General features: G+C 44.3%; 28 protein-coding genes. 27 read left to right on the top strand and 1 reads right to left on the bottom strand.

Annotated features, from left to right (window positions below):
- The first annotated feature begins 61 nt into the window (after positions 1-61).
- From glpX to M3205_RS06690, 5 genes are all read left to right on the top strand, one after another.
- Positions 62-1,024, top strand: a complete 963-nt coding sequence (glpX, locus tag M3205_RS06710; RefSeq protein ID WP_251169203.1) for a class II fructose-bisphosphatase — start codon at positions 62-64, stop codon at positions 1,022-1,024.
- 350 nt (positions 1,025-1,374) lie between these two features.
- Complete coding sequence (rho, locus tag M3205_RS06705; protein WP_251169202.1) at positions 1,375-2,637, top strand: transcription termination factor Rho; 1,263 nt, start codon at positions 1,375-1,377, stop codon at positions 2,635-2,637.
- 312 nt (positions 2,638-2,949) lie between these two features.
- Positions 2,950-3,162 carry a 50S ribosomal protein L31 gene (gene rpmE, locus M3205_RS06700; protein ID WP_009332279.1) on the top strand — a complete coding sequence of 71 codons (213 nt, stop codon included), beginning with the start codon at positions 2,950-2,952 and terminating at the stop codon, positions 3,160-3,162.
- A 192-nt stretch (positions 3,163-3,354) separates the two neighbouring features.
- Entirely contained in the window at positions 3,355-3,975 is a 621-nt protein-coding gene (locus tag M3205_RS06695; RefSeq protein WP_251169201.1) for a thymidine kinase, read from the top strand.
- A 430-nt stretch (positions 3,976-4,405) separates the two neighbouring features.
- Positions 4,406-4,846 carry a hypothetical protein gene (locus M3205_RS06690; RefSeq protein WP_251169200.1) on the top strand — a complete coding sequence of 147 codons (441 nt, stop codon included), beginning with the start codon at positions 4,406-4,408 and terminating at the stop codon, positions 4,844-4,846.
- Between the two features lie 28 nt (positions 4,847-4,874).
- On the opposite strand, the gene M3205_RS06685 is transcribed toward M3205_RS06690, so the two are convergent.
- Entirely contained in the window at positions 4,875-5,837 is a 963-nt protein-coding gene (locus M3205_RS06685) for a DMT family transporter (RefSeq protein WP_251169199.1), read from the bottom strand.
- Positions 5,838-6,077: 240 nt separating this feature from the next.
- Here M3205_RS06685 and prfA point away from each other — a divergent pair, with 240 nt between their 5' ends.
- The 22 genes from prfA to atpB all read left to right on the top strand — a co-directional run bounded on the left by prfA (position 6,078) and on the right by atpB (position 25,782).
- Positions 6,078-7,151 carry a peptide chain release factor 1 gene (prfA, locus tag M3205_RS06680; protein ID WP_251169198.1) on the top strand — a complete coding sequence of 358 codons (1,074 nt, stop codon included), beginning with the start codon at positions 6,078-6,080 and terminating at the stop codon, positions 7,149-7,151.
- Between the two features lie 7 nt (positions 7,152-7,158).
- The gene (prmC, locus tag M3205_RS06675; RefSeq protein WP_251169240.1) at positions 7,159-8,013 is read left to right on the top strand and encodes a peptide chain release factor N(5)-glutamine methyltransferase; all 855 of its coding nucleotides are present in this window, start codon (positions 7,159-7,161) and stop codon (positions 8,011-8,013) included.
- A gap of 125 nt (positions 8,014-8,138) precedes the next feature.
- Positions 8,139-8,813 (top strand): stage II sporulation protein R, encoded by a 675-nt coding sequence (gene spoIIR / locus M3205_RS06670; RefSeq protein ID WP_251169239.1) that lies wholly within the window; start codon positions 8,139-8,141, stop codon positions 8,811-8,813.
- A gap of 269 nt (positions 8,814-9,082) precedes the next feature.
- Positions 9,083-9,463, top strand: a complete 381-nt coding sequence (locus M3205_RS06665; protein ID WP_251169197.1) for a KGG domain-containing protein — start codon at positions 9,083-9,085, stop codon at positions 9,461-9,463.
- Positions 9,464-9,646: 183 nt separating this feature from the next.
- Positions 9,647-10,093, top strand: coding sequence for a GNAT family N-acetyltransferase (locus tag M3205_RS06660; protein WP_251169196.1), 447 nt, complete (start codon positions 9,647-9,649; stop codon positions 10,091-10,093).
- Positions 10,094-10,269: 176 nt separating this feature from the next.
- Entirely contained in the window at positions 10,270-11,313 is a 1,044-nt protein-coding gene (locus M3205_RS06655) for an L-threonylcarbamoyladenylate synthase (protein WP_251169195.1), read from the top strand.
- A gap of 112 nt (positions 11,314-11,425) precedes the next feature.
- On the top strand, positions 11,426-11,977 hold the full coding sequence (locus tag M3205_RS06650; RefSeq protein WP_251169194.1) for a manganese efflux pump MntP: 552 nt from the start codon (positions 11,426-11,428) through the stop codon (positions 11,975-11,977).
- A gap of 197 nt (positions 11,978-12,174) precedes the next feature.
- The gene (locus M3205_RS06645; RefSeq protein ID WP_251169193.1) at positions 12,175-12,615 is read left to right on the top strand and encodes a low molecular weight protein arginine phosphatase; all 441 of its coding nucleotides are present in this window, start codon (positions 12,175-12,177) and stop codon (positions 12,613-12,615) included.
- A gap of 16 nt (positions 12,616-12,631) precedes the next feature.
- Positions 12,632-13,927, top strand: a complete 1,296-nt coding sequence (locus tag M3205_RS06640) for a methyl-accepting chemotaxis protein (RefSeq protein ID WP_251169192.1) — start codon at positions 12,632-12,634, stop codon at positions 13,925-13,927.
- 103 nt (positions 13,928-14,030) lie between these two features.
- The gene (rpiB, locus tag M3205_RS06635) at positions 14,031-14,471 is read left to right on the top strand and encodes a ribose 5-phosphate isomerase B (protein WP_251169191.1); all 441 of its coding nucleotides are present in this window, start codon (positions 14,031-14,033) and stop codon (positions 14,469-14,471) included.
- Positions 14,472-14,492: 21 nt separating this feature from the next.
- Positions 14,493-15,059, top strand: coding sequence for a TIGR01440 family protein (locus tag M3205_RS06630; protein WP_285886201.1), 567 nt, complete (start codon positions 14,493-14,495; stop codon positions 15,057-15,059).
- A gap of 275 nt (positions 15,060-15,334) precedes the next feature.
- Positions 15,335-15,469 carry an anti sigma factor C-terminal domain-containing protein gene (locus tag M3205_RS06625; RefSeq protein WP_285886202.1) on the top strand — a complete coding sequence of 45 codons (135 nt, stop codon included), beginning with the start codon at positions 15,335-15,337 and terminating at the stop codon, positions 15,467-15,469.
- 176 nt (positions 15,470-15,645) lie between these two features.
- Complete coding sequence (locus tag M3205_RS06620; protein WP_251169189.1) at positions 15,646-16,887, top strand: serine hydroxymethyltransferase; 1,242 nt, start codon at positions 15,646-15,648, stop codon at positions 16,885-16,887.
- Between the two features lie 254 nt (positions 16,888-17,141).
- Positions 17,142-17,771, top strand: a complete 630-nt coding sequence (gene upp / locus M3205_RS06615; RefSeq protein WP_076257107.1) for a uracil phosphoribosyltransferase — start codon at positions 17,142-17,144, stop codon at positions 17,769-17,771.
- Between the two features lie 60 nt (positions 17,772-17,831).
- Complete coding sequence (wecB, locus tag M3205_RS06610; protein ID WP_251169188.1) at positions 17,832-18,983, top strand: non-hydrolyzing UDP-N-acetylglucosamine 2-epimerase; 1,152 nt, start codon at positions 17,832-17,834, stop codon at positions 18,981-18,983.
- Between the two features lie 465 nt (positions 18,984-19,448).
- A complete protein-coding gene (locus M3205_RS06605) occupies positions 19,449-20,024 on the top strand; it encodes a hypothetical protein (protein ID WP_251169187.1) in 576 nt (191 codons plus the stop codon).
- Between the two features lie 88 nt (positions 20,025-20,112).
- Positions 20,113-20,352 (top strand): hypothetical protein, encoded by a 240-nt coding sequence (locus tag M3205_RS06600; RefSeq protein WP_251169186.1) that lies wholly within the window; start codon positions 20,113-20,115, stop codon positions 20,350-20,352.
- 234 nt (positions 20,353-20,586) lie between these two features.
- Positions 20,587-21,807, top strand: coding sequence for a serine hydrolase (locus tag M3205_RS06595; protein ID WP_251169185.1), 1,221 nt, complete (start codon positions 20,587-20,589; stop codon positions 21,805-21,807).
- Positions 21,808-21,884: 77 nt separating this feature from the next.
- Entirely contained in the window at positions 21,885-24,149 is a 2,265-nt protein-coding gene (locus M3205_RS06590; protein ID WP_251169184.1) for a S8 family serine peptidase, read from the top strand.
- 296 nt (positions 24,150-24,445) lie between these two features.
- A complete protein-coding gene (locus M3205_RS06585; protein ID WP_095243235.1) occupies positions 24,446-24,667 on the top strand; it encodes an AtpZ/AtpI family protein in 222 nt (73 codons plus the stop codon).
- A gap of 5 nt (positions 24,668-24,672) precedes the next feature.
- A complete protein-coding gene (locus tag M3205_RS06580) occupies positions 24,673-25,062 on the top strand; it encodes an ATP synthase subunit I (protein WP_251169183.1) in 390 nt (129 codons plus the stop codon).
- Between the two features lie 6 nt (positions 25,063-25,068).
- Positions 25,069-25,782, top strand: coding sequence for a F0F1 ATP synthase subunit A (gene atpB, locus M3205_RS06575; RefSeq protein ID WP_251169182.1), 714 nt, complete (start codon positions 25,069-25,071; stop codon positions 25,780-25,782).
- The last annotated feature ends 18 nt before the right edge of the window (positions 25,783-25,800 follow it).

The raw sequence follows: 25,800 nt of genomic DNA, 5'->3' as shown, positions 1-25,800 counted from the left end.
GGTAAGAAGCCGGTCCGCATTTGCCATGCTGCCAGCCTTAGAATCCGGGGAGGAAAAATCGATGGAAAGAAGTTTGTCAATGGAATTAGTTCGTGTAACTGAAGGTGCCGCTTTAGCATCAGCACGCTGGATGGGCCGCGGATTAAAGGATGAAGCGGATGATGCCGCTACTTCTGCAATGAGAGATGTATTCGATACGGTGCCAATGAAGGGGACAGTCGTTATCGGGGAAGGCGAAATGGATGAAGCGCCAATGCTTTATATCGGGGAAAAGCTTGGAACTGGCTACGGTCCACGCGTGGATGTCGCTGTTGATCCGCTTGAAGGAACTAACATCGTAGCATCCGGCGGCTGGAATGCATTAGCTGTTCTTGCGGTAGCTGACCATGGAAATCTTCTGCACGCTCCGGATATGTATATGGACAAAATTGCAGTCGGCCCTGAAGCCGTCGGTCAAATTGATATCAACGCTTCTGTTTTGGATAATTTGAAAGCGGTAGCAAAGGCCAAAAACAAGGATATCCAGGATGTTGTGGCGACAGTGCTTAACCGTGAGCGCCATGAACACATCATCAGCCAGCTTCGAGAAGCAGGTGCCAGAATTAAATTAATCAACGATGGCGACGTGGCTGGAGCCATTAATACTGCCTTTGATGAAACAGGTGTCGATATTTTGTTCGGATCCGGCGGTGCACCGGAAGGCGTGCTGGCAGCTGTTGCCCTAAAGTGCCTTGGCGGGGAAATTCAGGGGAAACTTCTTCCGCAAAATGACGCAGAGGCTGAGCGCTGCTTGAAGATGGGCCTTAATATTAATAAAGTCCTTCTTATGGAAGATCTGGTCAAAGGCGATGACGCGATTTTTGCTGCAACAGGCGTAACAGATGGGGAGCTTTTGAAAGGCGTACAGTTCAAAGGTTCATACGGTTCAACTCATTCAATTGTTATGCGTGCGAAATCAGGAACAGTCCGCTTTGTCGAGGGGCGCCATAGTCTGAATAAAAAGCCTAATCTTGTTATTAAATAAATATAAATAAACAGATAGAAAATGAGTGCTGGCCGAACTGGGCCAGCCCGCTCATTTTCATTTCCTTCCTGCTATATTTTCCATATCAAATTTTGTTATTGATTAATTTTCCCATTAAGGGTTAAAATAGAGATTGTTTTTCATGGAATAGGTTACCTCATAATTTTAACCGAAAACGGACAGCAAACCGTTCCATTCCTCGAAATCTTTAATTAAGAACATAATGATAGAATCTTCAGCTATTTTCAGTGCCTCAAAGTATCTTTCCCTTTCCTTTCATATAAAGTCCAATCATTTGAACAGCTGCATATGGAGGAAATAATTGAAAATTTCAAAAGTGTGGTGTAAAAATGGGTTTAAATATTTCAAGTTTAGAAAATATGAAGCTTAAAGAGCTTTATGAACTTGCCCGTGAATATAAAGTTTCTTATTACAGCAAGTTATCGAAAAAAGAGTTAATCTTTGCCATCCTGAAGGCGAGAGCAGAGCAGGAGGGCTACTTCTTCATGGAAGGTGTCCTGGAGATCATTCAGTCTGAAGGGTTTGGTTTCCTTCGTCCAATCAACTATTCACCAAGCTCAGAGGATATTTATATTTCCGCTTCCCAGATCCGCCGTTTCGATTTGAGAAACGGAGATAAGGTTTCAGGAAAAGTCCGTCCTCCAAAAGAAAATGAGCGTTATTTCGGCCTTCTGCAGGTTGAAGCTGTGAATGGCGATGATCCCGAATCAGCAAAAGAGCGTGTTCACTTTCCTGGACTGACACCACTTTATCCAAACCGCCATATGAAATTGGAGACAGGTACAAGACAGCTGTCTACAAGAATTATGGACCTGCTTGCACCGGTTGGATTCGGGCAGCGTGGTCTGATTGTCGCTCCTCCAAAAGCAGGTAAGACTATGCTTTTAAAAGAAATTGCCAATAGCGTAACAACCAACCACCCGGAAGCGGAACTGATCGTGCTATTGATTGACGAGCGCCCGGAAGAGGTAACAGACATCGAGCGTTCAGTTGCAGGAGATGTAGTCAGCTCCACATTTGATGAAGTGCCGGAAAACCACATTAAAGTGGCCGAGCTTGTGCTTGAACGTGCAATGCGTCTCGTTGAGCATAAGCGTGATGTTGTAATTCTGATGGACAGCATTACAAGGCTGGCAAGAGCGTATAACCTGGTTATTCCTCCAAGCGGCAGAACCCTGTCCGGCGGTATTGACCCGGCTGCATTCCACCGGCCAAAGCGTTTCTTCGGTGCTGCCCGAAACATTGAAGAGGGCGGAAGCTTAACGATTCTGGCAACTGCACTCGTTGACACGGGTTCACGGATGGATGATGTCATTTATGAAGAGTTCAAAGGGACAGGCAATATGGAGCTGCACCTTGACCGCTCACTGGCTGAAAGAAGAATCTTCCCGGCCATCGACATCCGCCGCTCCGGCACGCGTAAAGAGGAACTTCTTATTCAGAAGGATCACCTGGACAAGCTGTGGGCAATCCGCAAGTCCATGTCCGATTCACCGGACTTCGCCGAAAAACTGCTTCGCAAGCTAAGACAGACAAAATCAAACGAAGAATTCTTCGCCAACCTTGCTGAAGAGATGAAGGCTAAGCGTTAATAAAATTTAGTGAAACTTTCGTTTTTTAATAATGCTGTTTATGTTAAATTTATTCTCTCCAGGAATCTTAATTAGTTGGAGCGGATGGTACTTGACTCCCGCGAAAAGCAAGTGCCTGCAGCGGAAATCAACGACAGCGTTAATAAACAAAATTCCATCTGGAAATTCCAGGATGCAGAATTCAATTATTGCAAAAAACACATGGACTTGTTATAATGATGACAGTGTGTTTTTGAAGTTTACGGCAATTCATGATTGCCCGTAATATATAACTCTGTTTCGAATGATTCAGGGCGGAAGGAGATGAAAAGAATGAAATCAGGAATTCATCCTAACTATAAAAAAGCAATGGTGAAATGTGCTTGCGGTAACGAGTTCGAAACCGGTTCTGTTCAAGAAGAGATCCGCGTTGAAACTTGCTCTGAGTGCCACCCATTCTATACTGGACGTCAGAAATTCGCTGAAGCCGGCGGACGTGTTGACCGTTTCAATAAGAAATACGGCATTAAGTCAGAACAAAAATAATAAACAACAAAAACAGGCAAGTTAACTTTCTTGCCTGTTTTTTATTGCAAAATAAGCCGTTATGAAGAATTATTCAGGGACCTTTTTGTTTTGAAAAAGCGCGAGTGCACATTAACAGCTCAACCCCTTTCTTCATACAAATAGTCAAAGCAAGGCATTCTATTAGTTAGAACGAGGAAGGAGAGGCCGTTCATGTACGTTATGAATCATCACGGATGGGTGGAAGTCATTTGCGGCAGCATGTTCTCCGGCAAATCAGAAGAACTGATTCGCCGTGTGCGCAGAGCTCAGTTCGCCAAACAGCAAATTGCTGTATTTAAACCGCAGATTGATAACCGATATGGTGATGAAGCTGTCGTTTCACATAATGGAACTTCGGTCATAGCTAAACCCCTGACCCAGTCTACCGATATTTTTAAATACATTACACCTGAAATTGATTTGATTGCTATTGATGAAGTGCAATTTTTTGATGATGAAATTGTCAAAGTCATTCAGCACCTGGCTGACAGCGGACATCGTGTTATCGCTGCCGGTCTTGATCAGGACTTCCGCGGGGAGCCGTTTGGCCAAATGCCTGCCATCATGGCGATAGCAGAATTGGTTACAAAGCTTCAAGCCGTCTGTGCCGTTTGCGGATCACCTGCAAGCCGTACACAGCGCCTGATCAATGGAAATCCAGCTTCATATGATGACCCGGTTATTTTAGTTGGCGCCTCAGAAGCCTATGAACCGCGCTGCCGCCATCATCATGAAGTACCCAAATCACCCAATGTTTTAGAAAAACAGAAGACAACCGAGTTTTTATCATAAATTTATACTTAACGATCTCTCTGCCCTGGCGTGTTCCGGGCAGTTTTTTTGTTTTGCAAAAAGCGATGAAAAGCGGATTGAGTCCAAACCTGTGCCAACTTCAGGCACAAAAAGTAAAAATGCGGTTGTTTGAGTCCGAACCTGGTTCAACTTCAGACACAAAAAGCAAAAATGAGGTAGGTTGAGACCGACATAAAAAGCAAAAATGAGGTAGTTTGAGTCCAAGCCCGGGCCAACTTCAGACACAAAAAGCAAAAATCCTGTGATTTGAGTCCGAACCCGGAGAGATTTTGGACAAAATACTAAGAAAAATGCTTACCAAAGCTTCAGCCAAATCAAAAATCAACGCCTTCTACCCCCAGGCTCTGCCTTATTTTGGACCGCACAATCCTTCTTATAGCGGACATGCTATAAAAAGGAGGTGTAAAGAATGAAAAAACTGAGTATGTTCCTTCTGCTGCTCACATTGATGGCTGGCTGTGCCAATAATCAGGCGACTGAGAGTGAGTATGACCATGAGAGCCGGGATGGAGTTTCATTCATCAATAACGATCTGGACCGCACAGAAGACAATGATACATTGGACCGGACGATGAGCGGTGATCAGAATCCGAACTTTATCAACTTTGACGGCAAGCGCGTGGATAATCAGGATGATATCGACCAGGCCCGCAAAGTGGTTGCTGCTCATGAGGGATACCGCCCGGGAGCTGTTTGGATCAATGGGGAGGATATGTGGGTGACTGCATACCGGAAAGGCAATATGACCCATCAGGAAAAGATCGATTCACAGGCTCAATTGCATAAAGCCCTGATTAAAGCTCTTCCGACTTATCATATTGAAGTGAAGGTTCAGGAAGACCGCACGTAAAATGCCCTGCTTACCCAGGGCATTTTTTTTACGCAGCACTTCTTTTTAAAATAGACTTGTTCGAGGTCACATAACTGTGCAGCACCATGCCAACAATGACAAGGGCCATTCCTGTTAACGAAATTCCGGATGGCATCGGGCTTGCCAGCAGCGCCACTTCACCAAGAACAGCAAAAAGAACCTCGAGAGATTGAGTTGCTTCCACTGCCCCGAGTTTTTGCATATTGCCCCGGACAAGGTCTGTTGCTGCAAAAAACAACACCGTGGCAATAACTCCGGAAAAGAGAGCGACTAACCCGGATTGAGTGACCTGGCTGAAACTGGGCCATCCGCTTGTTGCCATGGCTGCGACTGAGAGGAGGAACCAAAAAGGAAGACTGGCAATCGTCATTCCGAGTACACGCTGGTAAGCGTCAAGCCGATTCTCACAAACATCCATCATTTTGCGGTTGCCTAACGGATAGGCAAAGGAGGCGATAATCAGGGGAATGATGACAAGCAGCGTATCCCGCAAAGATATGGAAGATGCGTGCTCCACCTGCATAACCGCAACGCCAAGAAGAATGACCAGGCTCATCATCATTCCGCGAAAAGGAATTTTTCCTCTTACTTTCACCGTTCCATTTCCGGTTTCAAACGCAACGAAAAAAAGCGGTGCAAGCAGGGAACCGGAGATAATCGTAATCTGCCAGGTTCCGGCAATCAGCCAGCCGGGTCCATAGGCCGCCGCAAAACATAATGGTGCGTAAAATAAGCCAAAGCCTACAAAGCTCCAAAGCAGCCATGGCCATGGGGACTTTTTCATTTCAATAAATAAGGGCCGCAAATTCCCCCTGAATGCCACGATGGCACCCAACAGAGGTATCATGAAAAAATAGCGGAGAGATGCGCTCCATAGCCAGCTCCCGCCATCTATTTCCATTGCCCGGTTTAAAACAAATGTGAAAGCAAAGAAGAAGGCGGAGAAAATGCCTAATACGATGGCTTTCATACGGTTCACCTCATTTTCCAGTGCGGAGTCAATTGATAAAATCAATATATAGGATATAACCACCCCAGGCAATTATTTTTCTGAAAATTCCCGGACAAAAAGAAAGCCATGAATCGTTTTGACTGTAACTTTCAGCTATACTATAATTAGAATGTTATGGAATAACGTCTGTAAATAAATTTAACTATACTCCGCTGGGAAATCCCGCGGTTATTGGATAAAAAATTGAGGTGAATGGCTGTGTTTGATCGTCTTCAATCTGTCGAGGACCGTTATGAAAGATTAAATGAGCTTTTGAGCGATCCGGAAATTGTCAATGATCCGAAAAAGCTTCGCGAATATTCAAAAGAACAGTCCGGTATTCAGGAAACTGTTGACACATACCGTGAATATAAAGAAGTGAAAGAGCAGTATCAGGATGCGCGTGCCATGCTTGAAGAGAAGCTCGATGCAGAAATGCGCGAAATGGTTAAAGAAGAGCTGGGTGAACTTGAGGAAAGAAAAGATGATCTGGAAGCGCGTCTGAAAATCCTTCTTATTCCAAAAGACCCAAATGATGATAAAAACGTTATTATGGAAATTCGCGGTGCTGCCGGCGGTGATGAAGCTGCCTTATTTGCAGGTGATCTATACCGCATGTACAGCCGATTTGCTGAGACGCAGGGCTGGAAGATCGATGTTATTGAAACCAGCTCAACGGGTGTAGGCGGCTATAAGGAAATCATTTTCATGATCAACGGAAATGGCGCATATTCCAAGCTTAAGTTTGAAAATGGCGCACACCGTGTTCAGCGTGTACCGGAAACTGAATCTGGCGGGCGCATTCACACTTCTACGGCAACGGTTGCGGTTCTTCCTGAAGCAGAAGAAGTGGAAATCGACATTCATGAGAAAGATATCCGTGTGGATACATTTGCTTCAAGCGGACCGGGCGGACAGAGTGTTAATACGACGATGTCAGCTGTTCGTCTGACTCACTTGCCGACAGGCACGGTTGTATCCTGTCAGGATGAAAAGTCACAAATCAAGAATAAAGAAAAAGCGATGAAGGTTCTTCGTGCCCGTGTGTATGACAAGTTCCAGCGGGAAGCACAGGCGGAATATGACCAGCAGCGTAAATCAGCAGTTGGTACCGGAGACCGTTCTGAGCGTATCCGTACGTACAACTTCCCTCAAAACCGTGTAACCGATCACCGCATCGGTTTAACAATCCAAAAGCTGGATCAGATCCTTCAAGGCAAGCTTGATGAGGTTATTGACGCGCTGATCGTGGAAGAGCAATCTGCCAAGCTGGATAGTGCATCCAATGAGTAATTCAACGATGAAAGTATATGAAGCCCTCAACTGGGCTTCTTCTTTTTTAAAGAAGGCCGATCGCGATGAAAATGCCGGTGAGCTGCTATTGCAGCATTTTATGAAGATGAGCAGGGCAAGCTTTCTGGCTAATCTGCGCGAAGAAGTGAATCCGGAAGTTCTGTCTGAATTTCAGCGTGCAGTACAGGCACACGCAGCGGGCCAGCCTGTTCAGTATATCATCGGTACTGAGGAGTTTTACGGGCGCACCTTCCGGGTGAATGAGGATGTGCTTATTCCAAGGCCGGAAACAGAAGAACTCGTTTATAACGCTCTGCAGAAAATCAACAAGATTTTCGGCTCTGTGGATGGTCTTGAAATGGCGGACATCGGCACCGGGAGCGGAGCGATTGCTGTTACGATGAAGCTCGAGAAACCGGAATTAATTGTCACGGCCACAGATATCTATGGTCCGACCCTTGAGCTAGCTCAAAAAAATGCAGAACAGAATGGCGCGGAAATCGAATTTTTCCAGGGAGACCTTCTCCAGCCCCTTATCTCAAAAGGGAAGAAGTTCGATATCATTTTATCAAACCCCCCCTATATACCGGAAAGGGACATCGAGTGGATGTCAGATGTAGTCACCAGGCATGAGCCGCATCGTGCTCTTTTTGCAGGGGAAGAGGGGCTGGATCTGTACCAGCGCTTTATGGCGGAGCTGCCAGCCGTCATCAAAGACCGTGCTCTCATCGGCTTCGAAGTAGGAGCTGGCCAAAGTGCAGCAGTTTCTGCACTCCTGCAAAAAGCTTTTCCAGGGGCCAACATCGAAACCATCTATGATATCAACGGCAAAGACCGGATGGTTTTTGCGGAAATCGGGTGACAGGCACCACCCGAATTTTGTCGAAAAGATAAATTAATAGAAACTAGAAAAATATTAATTTTACTAGTTTAAGATTCTGCCATCCTGTCCACACTGTGGATAGTGAAGGGGTGGTGGCAGAAATGATGAACACAAAGACGATTGTGAAATTATATGTACTGATTTTATCCTTAGGAACTATATTAAGTTTATATATACCGCAAACAGAAGTGACAGCAGATGAACCGATGGTCATACCAAATGAGGCGATCAGGCTTCGCATTCTGGCCAATAGCGACAAGGAAGAGGACCAGGCGGTTAAAAGAAAAGTAAGGGACGCAGTAAATGCAGAAATCACAGAGTGGGTGGCAGTGCTGACTTCCATCGAAGATGCCCGCGAGCTTATCCAGTCCAGATTGCCTGAGATTCAGAAGATTGCCGAACAAGTAGCAGCTGAAGAAGGAGCGAACCAAAGTGTAAATGCCGACTTTGGAATAGTCAGCTTCCCGACGAAATTATACGGACAATTCTTATATCCTGCTGGAGAATACGAAGCGATCCTTATCACTCTTGGCGAAGGAAAAGGCGCCAACTGGTGGTGCGTGCTATTCCCTCCGCTATGCTTCCTTGACTTCTCAAACGGTGTAGCTGTAAGTGAAGGATTTGAAGAAGGAGAAAAGAAGGGAGTTGTACAAGCAGAAGAAATCGCGGCTGACACAGACTCCGAAAAAGAAACCCCTCCGGTTTATACTGAGGACGATGAAGAACCAGTAGAAGTAAAGTTCTTTTTAGTAGAAATTTGGGAAAAAATCTTTGGTTAAGCCCTGCTGCAGAGCGGGGTTTTTCTTTTAATGGTGATTTATGGGTGTGCCTGGAGTCGGCTTTGGACAGAAGTAGCCTGGAAAAGGAGATTCAGAGTTAGAACCCCATCCAAAACCCCACCCCTTTTTAGAATCATTTTAAAAAATGGAAATCAAATTACAAGTAAGACAACCATATAACATCTTTCTTTCATGCGTTTGATTCTCCCGATAACGGATATGTAAAGGAGTGTAACAACAAAACACAAACAAAAAGGAGATGAAAGATTATGGCTAAAAACAACAATAGTAACAACAATAAAATGTCTCGTGAGGAACGAGGACGCATGGGTGGAGAAGCAACAAGCCGCAACCATGATAAGGAATTCTATCAGGAAATCGGCTCCAAAGGCGGAGAAGCAACAGCTGACAACCATGACAAAGACTTCTACCAGGAAATAGGCCAAAAGGGCGGAGAAGCGACGGCGGAAAATCATGACAAGGACTTTTATCAGGAGATTGGCCAAAAGGGCGGAGAAGCAACAGCTGATAATCATGACAAGGAATTCTACCAGGAAATAGGGAAAAAAGGCGGAGAAGCAACTAGTGAAAATCATGACCGTGATTTCTACGAAGAAATCGGCCGAAAAGGCGGCAACTCGAACAACTAAACCTGCCGCAGAAAAAATATATATGATAGTAATATAAACACGGCAGCCGCATCAGACAGCTGCCGTGTTTTGTGTTTAGTTCATAGTGTTTTGTAAGGGTGCTTCCGCTTTTCCGAAAATCTAGTTCTACTTTTTCTATTTTTTCATATTCATAGAGTGAAAATAAGAAAATGGGGTGAAGAAATGGAAACAGGTGTAGTGAGATGTGCTCATGCTTCAGATGTGGAGAATCTGGCATCATTTCTGGAATCGGCAAACTTAAGTACGGATGGGATAAAGGAAGCAATTGAATATTTTTTAATTATGGAGAATGATTCCGGGGACATTAAGGCTACCCTGGGAATTGAACCCCATGGAAAGGCCGGTCTTTTAAGATCGCTTGTGATGACATCAACAGCAACTGAAAAAGATTTATTTATTTTGTTTGAGCAAATATTAATGCTGGCCAGGGATCGGGGCATGGAGGCTTTGTACCTCGCATCCAATAAACGAAATTCGCTTGCCTTTTTCAGCCTGCTTGGTTTCAAACAGGAAGAAACAGCAAGCTTGCCGGAAGTATTGTTCGAATCAGAGCATGTTAAACACATCCTGACTGTGGATAACTCTTTCTTTTTAAAATTATCTATGTGAATTGTGGGTATCTTGCCAAAGTTATACACAAATCGGTCTTATTTATGCACAATTTGTGGATAAGACTTGAGTTATCCAGCTTCTTCTACTATACTTTCCAAAGGAATGTTCAAAAAAATGTCGAAAACATAGGAATTTTGACAGCAAAAAAACATTTTTTATGAAGGTGGATAACAATGATTACAAAAAGATGGTCGGTGGATAACAGTGTGGATAAAGAAGATAGTTATACACAGTGTTCACAGGCTGCCGATCTGCTGAAAGATAATGAAGTGGTCGCTTTTCCAACAGAAACCGTATATGGATTAGGCGGAAATGCGAAAAATGATGAAGCAGTCAAAAAAATATTCGAGGCAAAAGGACGTCCGAGTGATAATCCACTGATAATCCACATTGCTGACAGAGCTCAGTTGGACGCTTTTATAACGGAAGTACCGCAAAAGGCGCAGACACTGATGGAACGATTTTGGCCGGGACCGCTAACACTTATTTTTATTCATAAGGAGGGCGTTCTTTCCAAATATGCCACAGCAGGTTTATCCACAGTAGCTGTGAGAATGCCGAATCATCCTGTTGCCCTGGCGCTACTGAAAAAAACTGGGCTGCCCATTGCGGCTCCAAGTGCGAACCGGTCTGGAAAGCCAAGTCCGACAACGGCTAACCATGTCTGGGAAGATCTGAAAGGAAGAATTGCCGGATTAGTGGACGGAGGTCCGACCGGTGTTGGTGTGGAATCAACCGTGGTGGATTGTACGGGAGAAGTGCCGGTTATCCTAAGGCCGGGCGGCATTACAAGAGAACAGCTGGAAGAGATTGTGGGAGAGGTCAGTGTTGACCCGGCATTAACGGATGAAAGTCAGGCGCCGAAATCTCCGGGCATGAAGTACCGTCACTATGCACCGGATGCACCTCTTTATTTAGTAGAAGGAACAAGAGAGGATATCCAGCAACTTGTTGAGAATAAGAAGCAGGAAGGTCTTTCAGTCGGCGTTCTGACGACAGTGGAAAACCGGGAATTCTATCAAGCTGATTATGTGTATGCCTGCGGACAGCGTGAAAAACTTGAGACCGTGGCAAGCTCTCTCTATGAAGCGTTAAGATATTTTAATACAACAGATGCTGATGTTATATTCTGCGAGATGTTTCCGGGGGAAGGCGTCGGTCATGCTATCATGAACCGTCTGATGAAAGCAGCTGGACACAGGATCATTAGTAGATAATAAAGAAACCGTTTCTTCAGGAAGCGGTTTTTTGTTTTGTGAAAAGGCAATGGGATTCTAAATCCTCATGGACGTGCATATGCTGAATTAGCAAGTCCAAGGAGGCGGAAAAATGTCAGTAATGATTGGAGAAATTTTAACACTGGCTTTAATGGCATTCGCATTGGGGATGGATGCCTTTTCAGTAGGTCTTGGCATGGGGATGTACAAACTCCGCCTCAGACAAATAGCTAAAATCGGCATAACCATTGGACTTTTTCATGTATGGATGCCTTTATTGGGAATGATAGCAGGCAGATTCCTTTCAAATACATTTGGGGCTATTGCCGGATATGCCGGCGGGGGACTGCTCCTTTTATTAGGTGTGCAGATGATTTGGTCAAGCTTCAGAGATGAAGAAGACAGCTTAATTACGCCAGTGGGTATGGGGCTGCTGATTTTTGCACTGAGCGTCAGCCTGGATAGTTTTTCAGTTGGCCTAAGCCTTGGAATCTACGGAGCTAAAACATTCCTGGTGCTCATCTTCTTCGGAGCGGGGGCGACCATCCTCACATGGGCCGGCCTCCTCACTGGCAGAAAAGTCCAAAGCTGGATCGGCTCCTACAGCGAAGCTCTCGGTGGCGCCATCCTCCTCGCTTTTGGGGTCAAGCTTTTAATAGGGTGACAGGCACCGCCCGAATTTTGTCGAATGGACCCGGGTGTTTAAATGTTAATATTTTGTGAAAAATGAAAAGGGTAGAGGCTGCCCTTTTTCTTTTTTTGCTTGTGAGCTATAGGTGTTATAGGAAAATTGTCTTATAATGTAAGAAGTTGGATAAAGTTTATTAAGTTTAAACCGATATAAAAAGAGGGAGAGATTCTATGGCAAATGTATTATTTGTTTGTACGGGAAATACGTGCAGAAGCCCAATGGCAGAAGCCATTTTGAAAAGCAGATCGATTCCCGGTGTGGATGTGAAGTCGGCTGGCGTATTTGCAGCAGACGGCAGTGAAGCATCCACAAATACGAAAAGTGTGCTGGATGAGCATGGAATTCCGCTTCAGCATCAATCGTCCAGTATGCGAGAAGATTTAATAGAATGGGCCAACTATATTTTAACGATGACAGCCGGCCACAAAAATACAGTCCTGTCCATGTTTCCTGAAGCAGAGGGCAAAACCTTCACATTAAAAGAGTTTGCTGGTGCCGCGGGAGATATTATTGATCCATATGGGGGACCTGTTGAGGTATATAGAAGCACATTTAAAGATCTGACAGAAGCAATTGATCAAATTTTGGATCGCATAAAGAGACAAGATTAATCAGGGGGAGACTATCATGGGGGAGAAAAGGGTCTATAAGTTTGGCCTTAGAAAAAAACTTGTTTTATTCATCACGTTGATAGCCATCATTACATACACAACAAGTGCTGGATTTCTCTATTTTTTATATCCAAGCATAGAAGGGATGCTTCCATTTGGAGAGGCTGTTTTTACTATATTAACCTTAGGAATGGGGGTTTTCTGGTCAGGGGTTCTAGCCTTTTTTGCGGCAGGCTTTATCATCAAACCATTGCAGAAACTTGAAAAAACGGCACTCATGGCTGCAAACGGCGATATCGGCCAGGATGCAGAGCTTGCCACGTCGGATGATGAAATCCGGTCATTGGGCATTGCATTTAACCATATGCTTTCCAATTTAAGAGATATGGTTCAAAACATTGACGAGAACTTTAGAGAAACAAATGAAAAAGTCATTGCCATGTCCTCTGAGTCCTCTGCAGCTGCAGAACAGGCAGATGCAATTGCCAGAACGATCAGCGAGATTTCCCAGGGAGCAGATAGCTCTGCTGTTTCTATTCAGTCAACAGCTGAATCTATGGAAGACGTCCTGCGCATTGCACAGGAAGTTCAGGATACAGCAAAAGCCTCACAAAATGTTTCCGGTGAAATGGTTCAGGACCTGATGGAATCAAAAAAGGTGATCCATTCACTTATTTCCGGCATAGAAAAACTGGCTCAGGATAATGAGGAATCACTTCAGACAGTAAAGCGTCTCGAGCAAAACGCTGTAAAGGTAGAGCAAATAATCCAGCTCGTAGGTGACATTGCCGCACAGACAAACCTTCTCGCGTTAAATGCCTCTATTGAAGCAGCCCGCGCGGGGGATCATGGCAAGGGGTTTGCCGTGGTCGCTGAAGAAGTCCGGAAGCTTGCAGATGAAAGTGCGCAGGCTGTTCAGGGCATCTCAGAACTGATAAAAAACATTCAGGAAGAGGTTCGCAATGTTGTCACGCAAATCTCTTATCAGGTGGAGACTGCGAATAATGAAGTGAAAAAAGGCACGAAAACAAATGAAGTGATAGAAGAGATGGCGAAAGTCGTCAATGAAATGGCTGCTTCGGTGTCTGCCATTTCGGGGCTGGTAGATAACCAAATGGAAGGCATCCAGCATACATCCACCCAATCCCAGGAAGTCGCAGCCATTGCGGAAGAAACATCAGCAGGCGCACAGGAGGTTTCAGCTGCCACTCAGCAACAGACAGCTGTCATCGGCAATGTAGAAAAGCTCGCCATCGAGCTAAAAGAGCAGGCAGAAAAATTAAATAGCACTATTACTAAATTTAAACTATAAGGGAGCCCGAAATGCGGCTCCCTTTCTTTATATTTTCAAGGTTTTGTGTCAAAATAAGAGCATAATGTCAAAATAAAGCGGCTTCAAACTGGAGGGTTTCATTATGAAAATTGCAATCGCATCAGACCATGGCGGACTTAATCTCCGCGAAGAAATAAAAGGCTTAATGGATGAAATGGGCATTGAATATGAAGATTTCGGCTGTGAGTGCGAAGCCTCAGTAGATTATCCTGATTATGCATTGCCAGTTGCCGAAAAGGTTGCAGGCGGAGAATTCGATAAGGGCATCCTGATATGCGGAACCGGAATCGGAATGAGCATCTCTGCCAACAAAGTAAAGGGAATCCGCTGTGCCCTGGTGCATGATGTATTCAGTGCAAAAGCAACCCGTGAACATAATGACAGTAATATCCTTGCGATGGGTGAACGAGTAATTGGCCCCGGCCTGGCCCGTGAAATTGCAAAAGTTTGGCTTTCAACAGATTTTGAAGGCGGCCGCCATGAAAACCGTGTCGGAAAGATCACCGCTTACGAAACGAAGTAAACTTTCGAAAGGGTGAGCTTTTTGATCGATCAATGGAAAAAAGAATTGGATACCATCATTCGTGAATTTAGCGAACAAGTACCTTTAAATGAAAAGCATATTCTTGCCGTGGGCTGCAGCACAAGTGAAGTCGCCGGGAAACGAATAGGCACAGCCGGAACGGAACAAGTGGCTGAAATGATTTTCGAGCGTCTGAACAAGCTTCGCCAGGACACAGGGGTTGCTCTGGCCTTTCAATGCTGTGAGCATTTGAATAGGGCATTAGTCGTTGAGCGGGCAGTTGCTGAGGCAAAAAATCTGGATGAAGTCGCCGTCATCCCTCACCGCAAGGCCGGCGGCGCGATGGCGACATACGCCTATGAACACTTCGAGGATCCTGTCATGGTGGAGTTTATCAAGGCAGATGCCGGCATTGATATCGGCGACACACTGATCGGCATGCACCTAAAGCATGTCGCTGTTCCAATCCGCGTCTCCCAAAAATCAGTCGGCGAGGCGCACGTCACCCTCGCTAAAACCAGGCCAAAACTCATCGGCGGGGCCCGGGCGATATATGAGCGAAAACCTGATAACGAATCTTGCAGATAGTTATTATTATTTTACTGCCCTGATCGCCATTTTGGGTGACAGGTACCTATACCACTTCAGCTAACTGGTATAGGTGCCTGTCACCTTTTTTTATTAAACGTGTAACATTCAAGAAGGAAGAACGTGTGTACAGTGCAGCCAGTGAGAAAGGGGGAAGAAGCAGTTAAAGGAGAGAAGGCGGGATCGGCTGGATGCATGCCAGACCGCTTTATTACTATAAAAAAAGGAATCTTAAAGCTAACAGGCCTTGACCATCTGAAAGAACGTCACAATACCTGAAGAAAATTGGATTCATTGTCTATGGAGCGGTAGTTACCGGCCCGGTAAAGGAACTATTAAAACGTAAAAACAACGAAAAACAAGTCCGTGCTCCATACCTTGGGGAGATGGATTATTGGAACTGGGATTAAAAGGATGGTGACAGGTACCTATACCACTTTAGCAAACTGGTATAGGTGCCTGTCACTTTTATAAAAAACGTGCTAAAATAAAAAAGAATTTTCACAAAAAGATCGATACATAGGAATGGCAAGTCCATAGAGGCTTGTTTTCATTAAAAGTGTGTTGGAGAAAAGGGAGGATTCTTATGAAGCATTTAGCACAGCAGGATGAGCAGGTTTTGAAGTCGATTCAGGAAGAATTAGGACGCCAGAGGTCAAAGATTGAATTAATCGCTTCTGAAAACTTTGTCAGTGAAGCGGTAATGGAAGCACAGGGTTCTGTTTTAACAAACAAGTATGCTGAAGGCTATCCGGGACGCCGCTATTATGGCGGATGTGAGCATGTGGATGTCGTCGAAGATTTAGCCCGTGACCGCGCGAAAGCAATTTTCGGTGCAGAGCATGTGAATGTACAGCCGCATTCAGGTGCACAGGCAAACATGGCCGTATACTTCACTGTGTTAGAGCAGGGAGACACGGTTCTTGGCATGAATCTATCCCATGGGGGACATTTAACGCACGGAAGCCCTGTTAACTTCAGCGGCGTGCAGTACAATTTCGTTGAATATGGCGTGGATAAAGAAACACACCGCATTGATTACGAAGATGTCCTTGAAAAAGCCCGCACATCTAAGCCGAAATTAATTGTAGCGGGTGCAAGTGCCTATCCGCGTGAAATTGACTTCAAACGTTTCCGTGAGATTGCCGATGAAGTCGGTGCTATGCTGATGGTTGATATGGCACACATTGCAGGCCTTGTAGCTGCTGGCCTTCATCAGAATCCGGTTCCATTTGCGGACTTTGTTACAACTACTACTCACAAAACATTGCGCGGACCGCGCGGCGGCATGATTCTCTGCAAAGAAGAATATGCTAAGAAAATTGATAAATCCATTTTCCCTGGAATCCAGGGCGGTCCTTTAATGCACGTCATTGCGGCAAAAGCGGTTGCCTTCGGTGAAGCCCTTCAGGATGATTTCAAAACCTATGCAGGCAATATCATTTCGAATGCTAAAAATCTTGCTGAAGCATTAAAGGCTGAAGGAATTGACCTTGTATCACAAGGTACAGACAACCATCTGCTGCTGGTTGACCTCCGCTCCCTTGGCCTGACAGGGAAAGTAGCTGAGAAAGTACTTGATGAGGTTGGCATAACAGTCAACAAAAACACCATTCCATTCGATCCGGAAAGCCCATTCGTGACAAGCGGTGTCCGCATCGGTACAGCGGCTGTTACGTCCCGCGGATTTGGCGAAAAAGAAATGAAGGAAATTGCATCCATTATTGCCTTCACACTTAAAAATCATGAAGATGAAGGGAAGCTTCAAGAAGCGGCACAGCGCGTCGAAGCCCTAACAGGTAGCTTCACTTTATATCCGGAATATTAATCAATCAGCCGGTCTCAGCTTGAGACCGGTTTTTATGTGGTAACATAAGAAAATTTTGGACTTTGTGAAACTGTCTAGCTCCCGGTTCTAAGCCAATCCTTCCATGTCGCCAATAAACGCCCGACTTCCGCTGTTGTTATAATAATGACTTTTCTTTTACAAATACGAATCATAGTTGCCGATGGAATTGTTTTTCTGTAAAATTAGACGAAGTGTGGTTCGACTAATCTGCATAATGAAAAGGAGAGATACTCATGGCAAAGGTTTACGTTTTTGATCATCCATTAATTCAGCATAAGCTTACATACATTCGTGAAAAGAGTACGGGAACAAAGGAATTCCGCGAGCTTGTCGATGAAGTGGCAACACTGATGGCATTCGAAATTACCCGTGACATGCCTTTAGAAGAAATCACAATTGATACACCAGTCAGCACGATGAAGTCTAATGTTCTTGCAGGAAAGAAGCTGGGAATCATCCCAATTCTGCGCGCAGGTATTGGAATGGTTGACGGCATCCTGAAGCTGATTCCAGCTGCAAAAGTGGGCCATATCGGCTTATACCGCGACCCGGAAACCCTGCAGCCGGTTGAATACTATGTGAAGCTTCCAAGTGATGTGGAAGAAAGAGATTTCATCGTCGTTGACCCTATGCTTGCAACAGGCGGTTCTGCGATTGAAGCCATCCACTCTCTCAAAAAGCGCGGAGGGAAAAACATTAAATTCATGTGCCTGATCGCTGCTCCTGAAGGGGTAGAAGCTGTGAAAGAAGCTCACCCTGACGTTGATATTTACATTGCAGCATTAGACGAAAAATTGAACGAAAAAGGCTACATTGTCCCTGGTTTGGGCGATGCTGGCGACCGTTTATTCGGAACGAAATAATATCAGCAGCGAACAGACAAAGAGATTGAAAACATCTTTTAATAAAGGAAGGTGCTCGACATGGATCGTCCGATTAAAGTAATGACGATTTTCGGAACAAGGCCAGAAGCCATTAAAATGGCCCCTCTTGTTCTTGAACTTCAAAAACACCCTGAGCATTTTGAATCGATTGTGACCGTGACGGCACAGCATCGCGAAATGCTTGATCAAGTATTAAATATTTTTAAAGTCACACCCGATTATGACCTGAATATCATGAAAGACCGCCAGACACTGGTGGATGTGACTACACGCGGACTTGAGGGTCTTGATAAGATCATGAAGGAAGTAAAGCCTGATATCGTGCTTGTTCACGGTGATACCACTACAACGTTTATTGCAAGTCTTGCCGCTTTCTATAACCAGATTGTCGTCGGCCATGTGGAAGCGGGACTGCGTACATGGAATAAATACTCTCCATTCCCTGAGGAAATGAACCGACAGCTTACAGGTGTCATGGCTGATCTGCACTTCTCGCCAACATCCAAGTCAGCTGAAAACCTCTTAAATGAGAATAAAAAGAGCGAAAGTATTTTCATCACTGGTAACACGGCAATAGATGCGCTTAAAACAACAGTTAAAGATACGTATCATCATGATGTCCTTGAGAAGATCGGCGAGGACCGCCTTGTGCTGCTGACTGCGCATCGCCGTGAAAACTTGGGCGAACCAATGCGCAACATGTTCAAGGCTATTAAAAGGCTGGTGGATGAACAGAAAGATATACAAGTCGTATATCCCGTTCATATGAACCCGGCTGTACGGGAAATCGCATCAGAAATCCTTGGCAGCGATAGCCGCATTCATCTGATTGAGCCGCTTGACGTTATTGATTTCCATAACTTTGCTTCAAGAGCACATCTGATTCTGACCGATTCAGGCGGAGTTCAGGAAGAAGCACCATCTCTTGGTGTGCCTGTCCTTGTTCTGCGTGACACTACGGAAAGACCAGAAGGAATTGAAGCCGGAACCCTTAAGCTTGCCGGCATTGAGGAACAGCCAATTTATGAATTGGCAACAGAACTTCTGACCGATAAGGCAGCTTATGAAAAAATGGCTAAAGCTGTCAACCCATATGGAGACGGAAATGCTTCCAGAAGAATTTGCGAGGCCATCCGCTATCATTTTAAACAGACGAATAATCGTCCGGAAGAATATAAACCGCAAAACTAATCGAATTGCACCTCTTTTAAAAAGGGGTGCATTTTCTGTTCCTTTTCTAAAAAGGGGAGGGGAGAAGCGGGCCACATTACCTGAAAAACATCATGGTTGATATGTTGGTGGGTGGATGGTTGAAGGTGAACCGGGAAATCTATTTTATTTTTATGTTAAAAGGCTCTTTCCCCGCCACGCTGGAAAAGTTATGATAGAGTATAGAAGATATGAAAGGTAGATTTGAACACGGTTAACATGTTGATGGTTGGATGGTTATTTACAAAATGTTAATATATCAACGTTTCTAGTGATTTTAGAGTGATCAAATGATGTACTTATGGTTAAAGGAATGGCGGCGGAAATGACCGTGGTGGTTTTGTTGGTGGTTAGGTGGTTAGTCATTGGTAGTGCCCGGCTGGAGCTGGGTGATCGGCAAGATACCAAGAAAGGTGCTGAAGGACGTTGGCAAATCAGTATTTGACAATGAAGGAGCTTAAAGAGGCACTTCCGGACATACCTGAGAATAGCTTAAAGCGTTATTTGCAGGAGCATGCAGAATACATAAATTATCGGAAGGAGCATAATCGCTATAAAATCCAGGCTTCCGAAATTGAAAAGCTTAAATTTATCCGTAAATTATATTCAGATGGGCTGAAAAAAGAGGAAGTCACAGCAAAGCTTGAGGATGCAGGAATTCCGGTTATCATAACAGTGGAAGATGAGGAAGAAAGCAGCTCGACATCCCTTATGAATGTGAATTCTGAACTGACAGATATGAAAAAGCTTGTCAGCTTCCTCGTGCAGCAAAACGAACAATCCCGTTTAACCCAGAATAAAATCAGGGAACAAAACAAACAGTTGATACATGAGGTGCAAGAACTCAAACTCACAATTGAAGATTTACGAAATGCCCATGCCCAAGGCTATGAAAAAGAGAGCGAAAAAGTTACATCTCTTTATGAAAAACTGATGGCGACACAACAGTCTGTAGAAGAAGTAGCCGGTGCATTAGAGGCTGAAAAAAGCAAAAGCATCTGGCAGAAGATATTTGGAAAGTAAAGGAATGCCCAAATTGTAAGATTAACGTTTAGACTGCTGTCTGCGGGGTATTGGCATAATGATTTTATATACCCGGGAGGTCGAATAAATGAGAGCATTAGCCGTTTTAGAAGGAGCATTGATTGTCTGGATCATCATGCTTGTGGGTTCATTAATGGGAACCTTCATGTCTGAAGGTTTCATCGCCCTGGTATTTAAACTGGCAGAAGGAAAAGGAATCCTGCTTACAGTATTATTAATAATAGCGACCCTGGCGGATATGTGGAGAGATAGAAAGCGGGACCATCTAATTCAAAAAGGAAAACTGGAACCGAATCAGCTGTTTTAATACATAAAGGGACAAAGCCATCATTCATTTGATGGTTTTTTTATAATCTGAAAGTACTGTTTTCTGAAAATACTAAAAACTAGGTTGATAATAAATTAAAAGATAGATAGTATTAATTATACAGAATATTGTATATTGTTCAGTTTTTAAAAAGGAGATGAAGTTTTGAAAAGATTAAGGTTATTGTTAATCCTACTCGCTTTAGTCATAAGTTCTGCAGCTTTTTCTGGGAATATGGTAAATGCCAAAGAACGGCCCGGCCAGAAATTGAGTCATGGACACCCGAAAAAGGCTGGCTTTGATCCTGAGCAATTGAAGGGTATTGATAAAGCAGTTATGGAGGCTATTGAGGATGGTGTTACACCGGGTGCGGTAGTACTTGTAGCTAAGGATGGAAAGATTGTCAAAGAGGAAGCGTATGGATATGCACAAAAGTATGATATGGGGGAATTGCTCGAGAACCCCAGAAAAATGAAAAAGAAAACAATGTTCGACCTTGCTTCCGTTACGAAGGTGATGGGAACAACCCAGGGCATTATGAAACTTGTCAGTGACGGGCAACTTTCGGTCAATGACAGGGTATCAGATTTTATTCCACAATTTGCTCAGCACGGAAAAGAAAATATTACTGTAGCTGACCTGCTGACACACACCTCAGGACTGACTCCATGGAAGCCGACATACCTTTACGCTGATAATTCGGAAGAGGTTCTGAATTATATAAATCAGCTGCCGCTTGAATATCCGACTGGCACGGACAGAAGATATAGCGATTTTAGCTTTATGATGCTGGGTTTTTTAATCGAAGAGATCAGCGGACAGAAATTGGATGAGTACTTAGAAGAAAATATTTATAAACCCTTAAAAATGCACGATACGATGTTTACTCCACCAGACAATTTCAAGAAAAAAATTGCTGCTACGTCATGGGGGAATCCTTATGAGTATAAAATGATTGATGATCCTGATTTCGGTTACTATGTTGAAGAAAGCCCTGATATGTTTAACTACTGGAGAAACTACACTTTAGTGGGAGAAGTTAATGATGGAAATAGCTTCTATGGCAATAAAGGTGTTGCGGGCCATGCAGGCTTATTTTCAACAGCAAGGGACCTTGCTGTATTGGGCCAGACCATGTTAAATGGCGGAACATATGGAAAAGCTAAGTTGTATGAAAAAGAAGTGATTGATCTCTTTACTTCTCCTCAGCGCTTTGGCCAGGGATATGGCTGGGAACTGGATAAAAGCTGGTACATGGGAGATCGCTATTCTGACAAAGCCTTTGGCCATACTGGTTTTACCGGAACGCAGGTTATTATTGATCCAAAGGAAAACCTTCAGATTATCCTGCTGACGAATAAACAAAACAATGGACCTTTGCCAAGCGGATCATACCCAAGCACAGGTGCTCTTTCTAAAAAAGTAGCCAATATTGTTTATGAATCCTTGAACTAGCTGTATTTATATAATGATTTACGCATACAAGGCTTCTATTCAGCCCACCCTAAAACAAAAAGAGGGTGGGTTTTCTAATGAAAAAATTCTTTCACATCATAACGATACTAGTTTTATTCTTGATTCAAACTCCGGTTTCAGCCCGAACACTTTCACACCCTCCTATACCGAAAGAGTCACCTGATATTGAGAAAGTGGCCATTGTAGTACTAAAAGAACCAAATAATAAACAGGAAATCAAACAAATAATAGAGCAAAATCCTGAGCTGAAAATCAGGCAAACATTCAATCAGGCATTAATTGGCTTTTCCGTTAAAGGAAAGCCATCCGCCTTGCAAAGCCTGCAAAAGCTGGATTCAATCTCTTCTGTTTCACCGGTAAATACCTATCATGTTCATTCCGATGACAATATCAAGCTCATTGGCGGCCTGAATGCGAGAGGCTATTATGATGAAAATAATCAGCGCCTCACTGGCAAGGGGGTGAAAGTAGGTGTCATTGACACCGGCATTGATTATAATCATCCCGACTTGCGAAGAAGCTATGGCGGCGGTCGCGATTTGGTGGATAATGATAGTGATCCGATGGAAACGAAGGCAGCCGAGGGACAAGGCACACTGCACGGCACTCACGTCGCGGGCATCATTGCGGCAAATGGCAGGATCCAGGGGGTCGCACCGGAAGCAACCATCATCGCCTACAGGGCTCTCGGCCCGGGCGGAAGCGGAACAACAGAACAGGTGATAGCGGCCATCGAACAGGCCATAAAGGATAAAGTGGATGTATTAAACCTTTCATTGGGAAATAACGTAAACGGGCCTGACCTTCCGATAAGCATGGCCTTGAATAAAGCGGTTGAAAAAGGAATCACCGCTGTCACTTCTTCAGGTAATTCTGGCCCGAATATCTGGACCGTCGGATCACCGGGAACAGCATCGAAAGCCATTTCTGTCGGAGCCTCTACACCAACATTAAAGGTGCCATTTTTAAGTATAAATGGACGTGAAATCCGCCTTGATCTGCTGCAGGGTTCAAAGGATTGGGAATTCGACCGCTCCTACGAAGTGATTGATGGAGGAATTGGGCATCCGGATGAATTGAAGAATGTGGAAGGGAAAATAGTCTTAATCGAGAGAGGGGAGTTGACGTTTACAGATAAAGCTGTCCATGCACTGGAGGCAGGAGCAGAGGGAGTCATTATCTATAACAATACAAAAGGCAAGTTCTTTGGCAATCTGGACAGCGAGGTTCCCATTCCAGTCGCAGCGCTTTCAATGGAAGAAGGAGAGGACCTCAAGAAGCTCATGAAGAAAGGAAGGCTCCTTGCCCGGACTAATATAATAGAAGAAAGGGACATACTGGCTGACTTCAGCTCACGAGGACCTGTTACATCCACATGGGAAATTAAACCGGATGTTGTGGCACCGGGAGTTGCCATAAATAGCACCATTCCCGGAGGATACCTGCCGCTTCAGGGAACAAGCATGGCCGCTCCGCATGTAGCCGGTGCCTGTGCGATCCTCAAACAGGCTCATCCCGAGTGGGGGCCGGAAAAAATCAAGGCAGCACTCATGAATACCGCTAAACTTATTAAGAACACAGATGGACAAATCTATAGAACGTATGAGCAGGGGGCCGGCCGAATACAGCTTGAACAGGCGCTGAAAGCAGAAACGCTTGTCTTCCCGGCGTCCATGCAATTCGGGAAGTTCCAGATTGCAGACAGGCTGCATGATCACAGCAGTTTTATAACGGTTGAAAATATAAGTGAAAAAACGCAGACTTATTCCTTTTCCGTGCCCTATAAGGAGCAGGGCATCAATTGGGAAATGCCTATGACGTTTCAATTGAACCCGGGCGAAAAGAAAGAGGCTGAAATTAAAATGTCTGCTGATCCAACCCTTTTAAAGAAAAAGATCCATGACGGCTACGTTCTATTGAAAGCAGGTGCAGAGAGAATTCATATTCCATATCTGTATGTGCTGGAAGAGCCGGATTACCCAAGGGTGATGGGATTCGGAATCGGCAAAGGAGATAAGCCTGGAACGTATCGCTATGAGGTGTACCTGCCTGGAGGGGCGGAAGAATTCGGAATTGCGATGTTTGATTCGGAAAGTCTCCGGTTCATGGGATTTCTGGATTGGAAAAGAAATGCCGGAAAGGGTCAGCTGCTGCAGGAAATTCCTGCTGAAAAGCTGCCTGGGCCGGGGCTGTATCTGGCGAAAGTGTTTGCTAAAAAAGCCGGCAGGGAAGACTGGATCGAAACATATCTATTTGTAAGGCCAGATGGCCAGCTGGGAGACCCGGAGTCTTCAGCAGATCAAAAGGAAGTATTAAAGTAAAAAAATAAAGCGTTTTCAGGGGCGACGCAGAAACTCGCTCCTTTTTCAATAGAATTACGAAAATTAAATGTGATAAATATGTGAACGTACCATATTTTTACCTTTTTGTTTGTGAACTTTTTCACTCCAAACGCATTGACATTGACAAAGCCCTATTGTATGCTTACAAAGGGTAAAAGATGATAGGGTTTTCAAAATATTTTTGCAGACATATTTCCCACTTCTGCATGATGTTTATATGTTTAATTATGGCCTCAAACCCTCTTACCATTCTCTTTAAGGGAGGATGCGTTTTTATGCGTCAAAAAGACCGCAACCCATTTAAGGCGATGGCCTTAATGTCCGCCATTCTTTCCCAGTTAGTAGGTTCCACGCTCATTGGCATTTTCGCCGGAAGATGGCTTGACAGCAAGGCAGCAACTGAGCCTTTATTCCTTTTAATCGGCTTGTTCATTGGGCTGGGGGCAGGGATATATGCCATGCTACGCCTAATCCAACATTTTTTCACAGGAGAATGAACATCATGCCGGAAATCAAAGCAACTTTTCAAAGACAGCGGAAATACATATTCCTATTGTTGTCTCTTTATGTTCTCGGCTGGGGTTTTACACCTTATCAATCTATTTTTCTTGGCTTGATTTTTGGTACAGGCTTAAGTCTGTTCAATTTGTGGCTGATTTCACGAAAGGCGCTGCAATTTGGAGAGGCGGTCGAGAGAGGCGAGAAGGTGCGTTCACTTGGAACGGTATCCAGAATGGCTACAGCAGTATTTGCTGTGATGATCGCTCTGGAATACCCTGATAAGCTGCATCTGATCAGTGTGGTATTTGGATTAATGACATCCTATATTGTCATTATGATAGATTATTTTCTTCAATCTTTTCAATTACGTAAACAGCGGGAAGAGAGGTGAACACTATTGCATCATGAAGCTCCTATAGTGAAATTTTTAGGATTGAATTTTAACTTATCAAACGTACTGATGATCACAGTAGCAAGTGCTATTGTATTCATTATTGCTTTACTTTCAACCCGTCGATTGGCCATGAAACCAACGGGGATGCAAAACTTCTTCGAGTGGGTAATGGATTTTGTTAAGAATATCATTAACAGTACGATGGACTGGAAGACAGGCGGAAGATTCCATATCCTTGGATTAACCCTGATCATGTACATTTTTGTTTCAAACATGCTCGGACTTCCGTTCGCGATCACTTATGATCACACTTTATGGTGGAAATCGCCAACAGCCGATCCTGTTATCACCTTAACATTAGCGGCAACGGTAGTCGGGCTTTCGCATTACTATGGCGTAAAGCTTAAAGGAGTAGGAGAATACGGCCGGGATTTTATCAGGCCAATGCCTTTCTTGTTCCCATTGAAAATTATTGAAGAGTTTGCAAACACTCTGACATTAGGACTTCGTCTATACGGTAACATCTACGCGGGTGAAATCCTGCTGACGTTGCTTGTCGGAGGACTCGCAAGTGCCGGTGTAGGCGGAATGCTTGCCGCAGTTATACCAACACTTGTATGGCAGGGATTCTCAATATTTGTCGGATCTATCCAGGCATTCATTTTCTGTATGTTAACAATGGTTTATATGGCACACAAAGTGAGCCAGGACCATTAATATATACCTGTTCATTTC

The organism is Cytobacillus firmus, assembly GCF_023715565.1.
GTDB lineage: Bacteria > Bacillota > Bacilli > Bacillales > Cytobacillaceae > Cytobacillus > Cytobacillus firmus_C.
The sequence above is the reverse complement of the archived record's forward strand: the minus strand, read 5'-3'. Positions and strand labels throughout refer to the sequence as shown.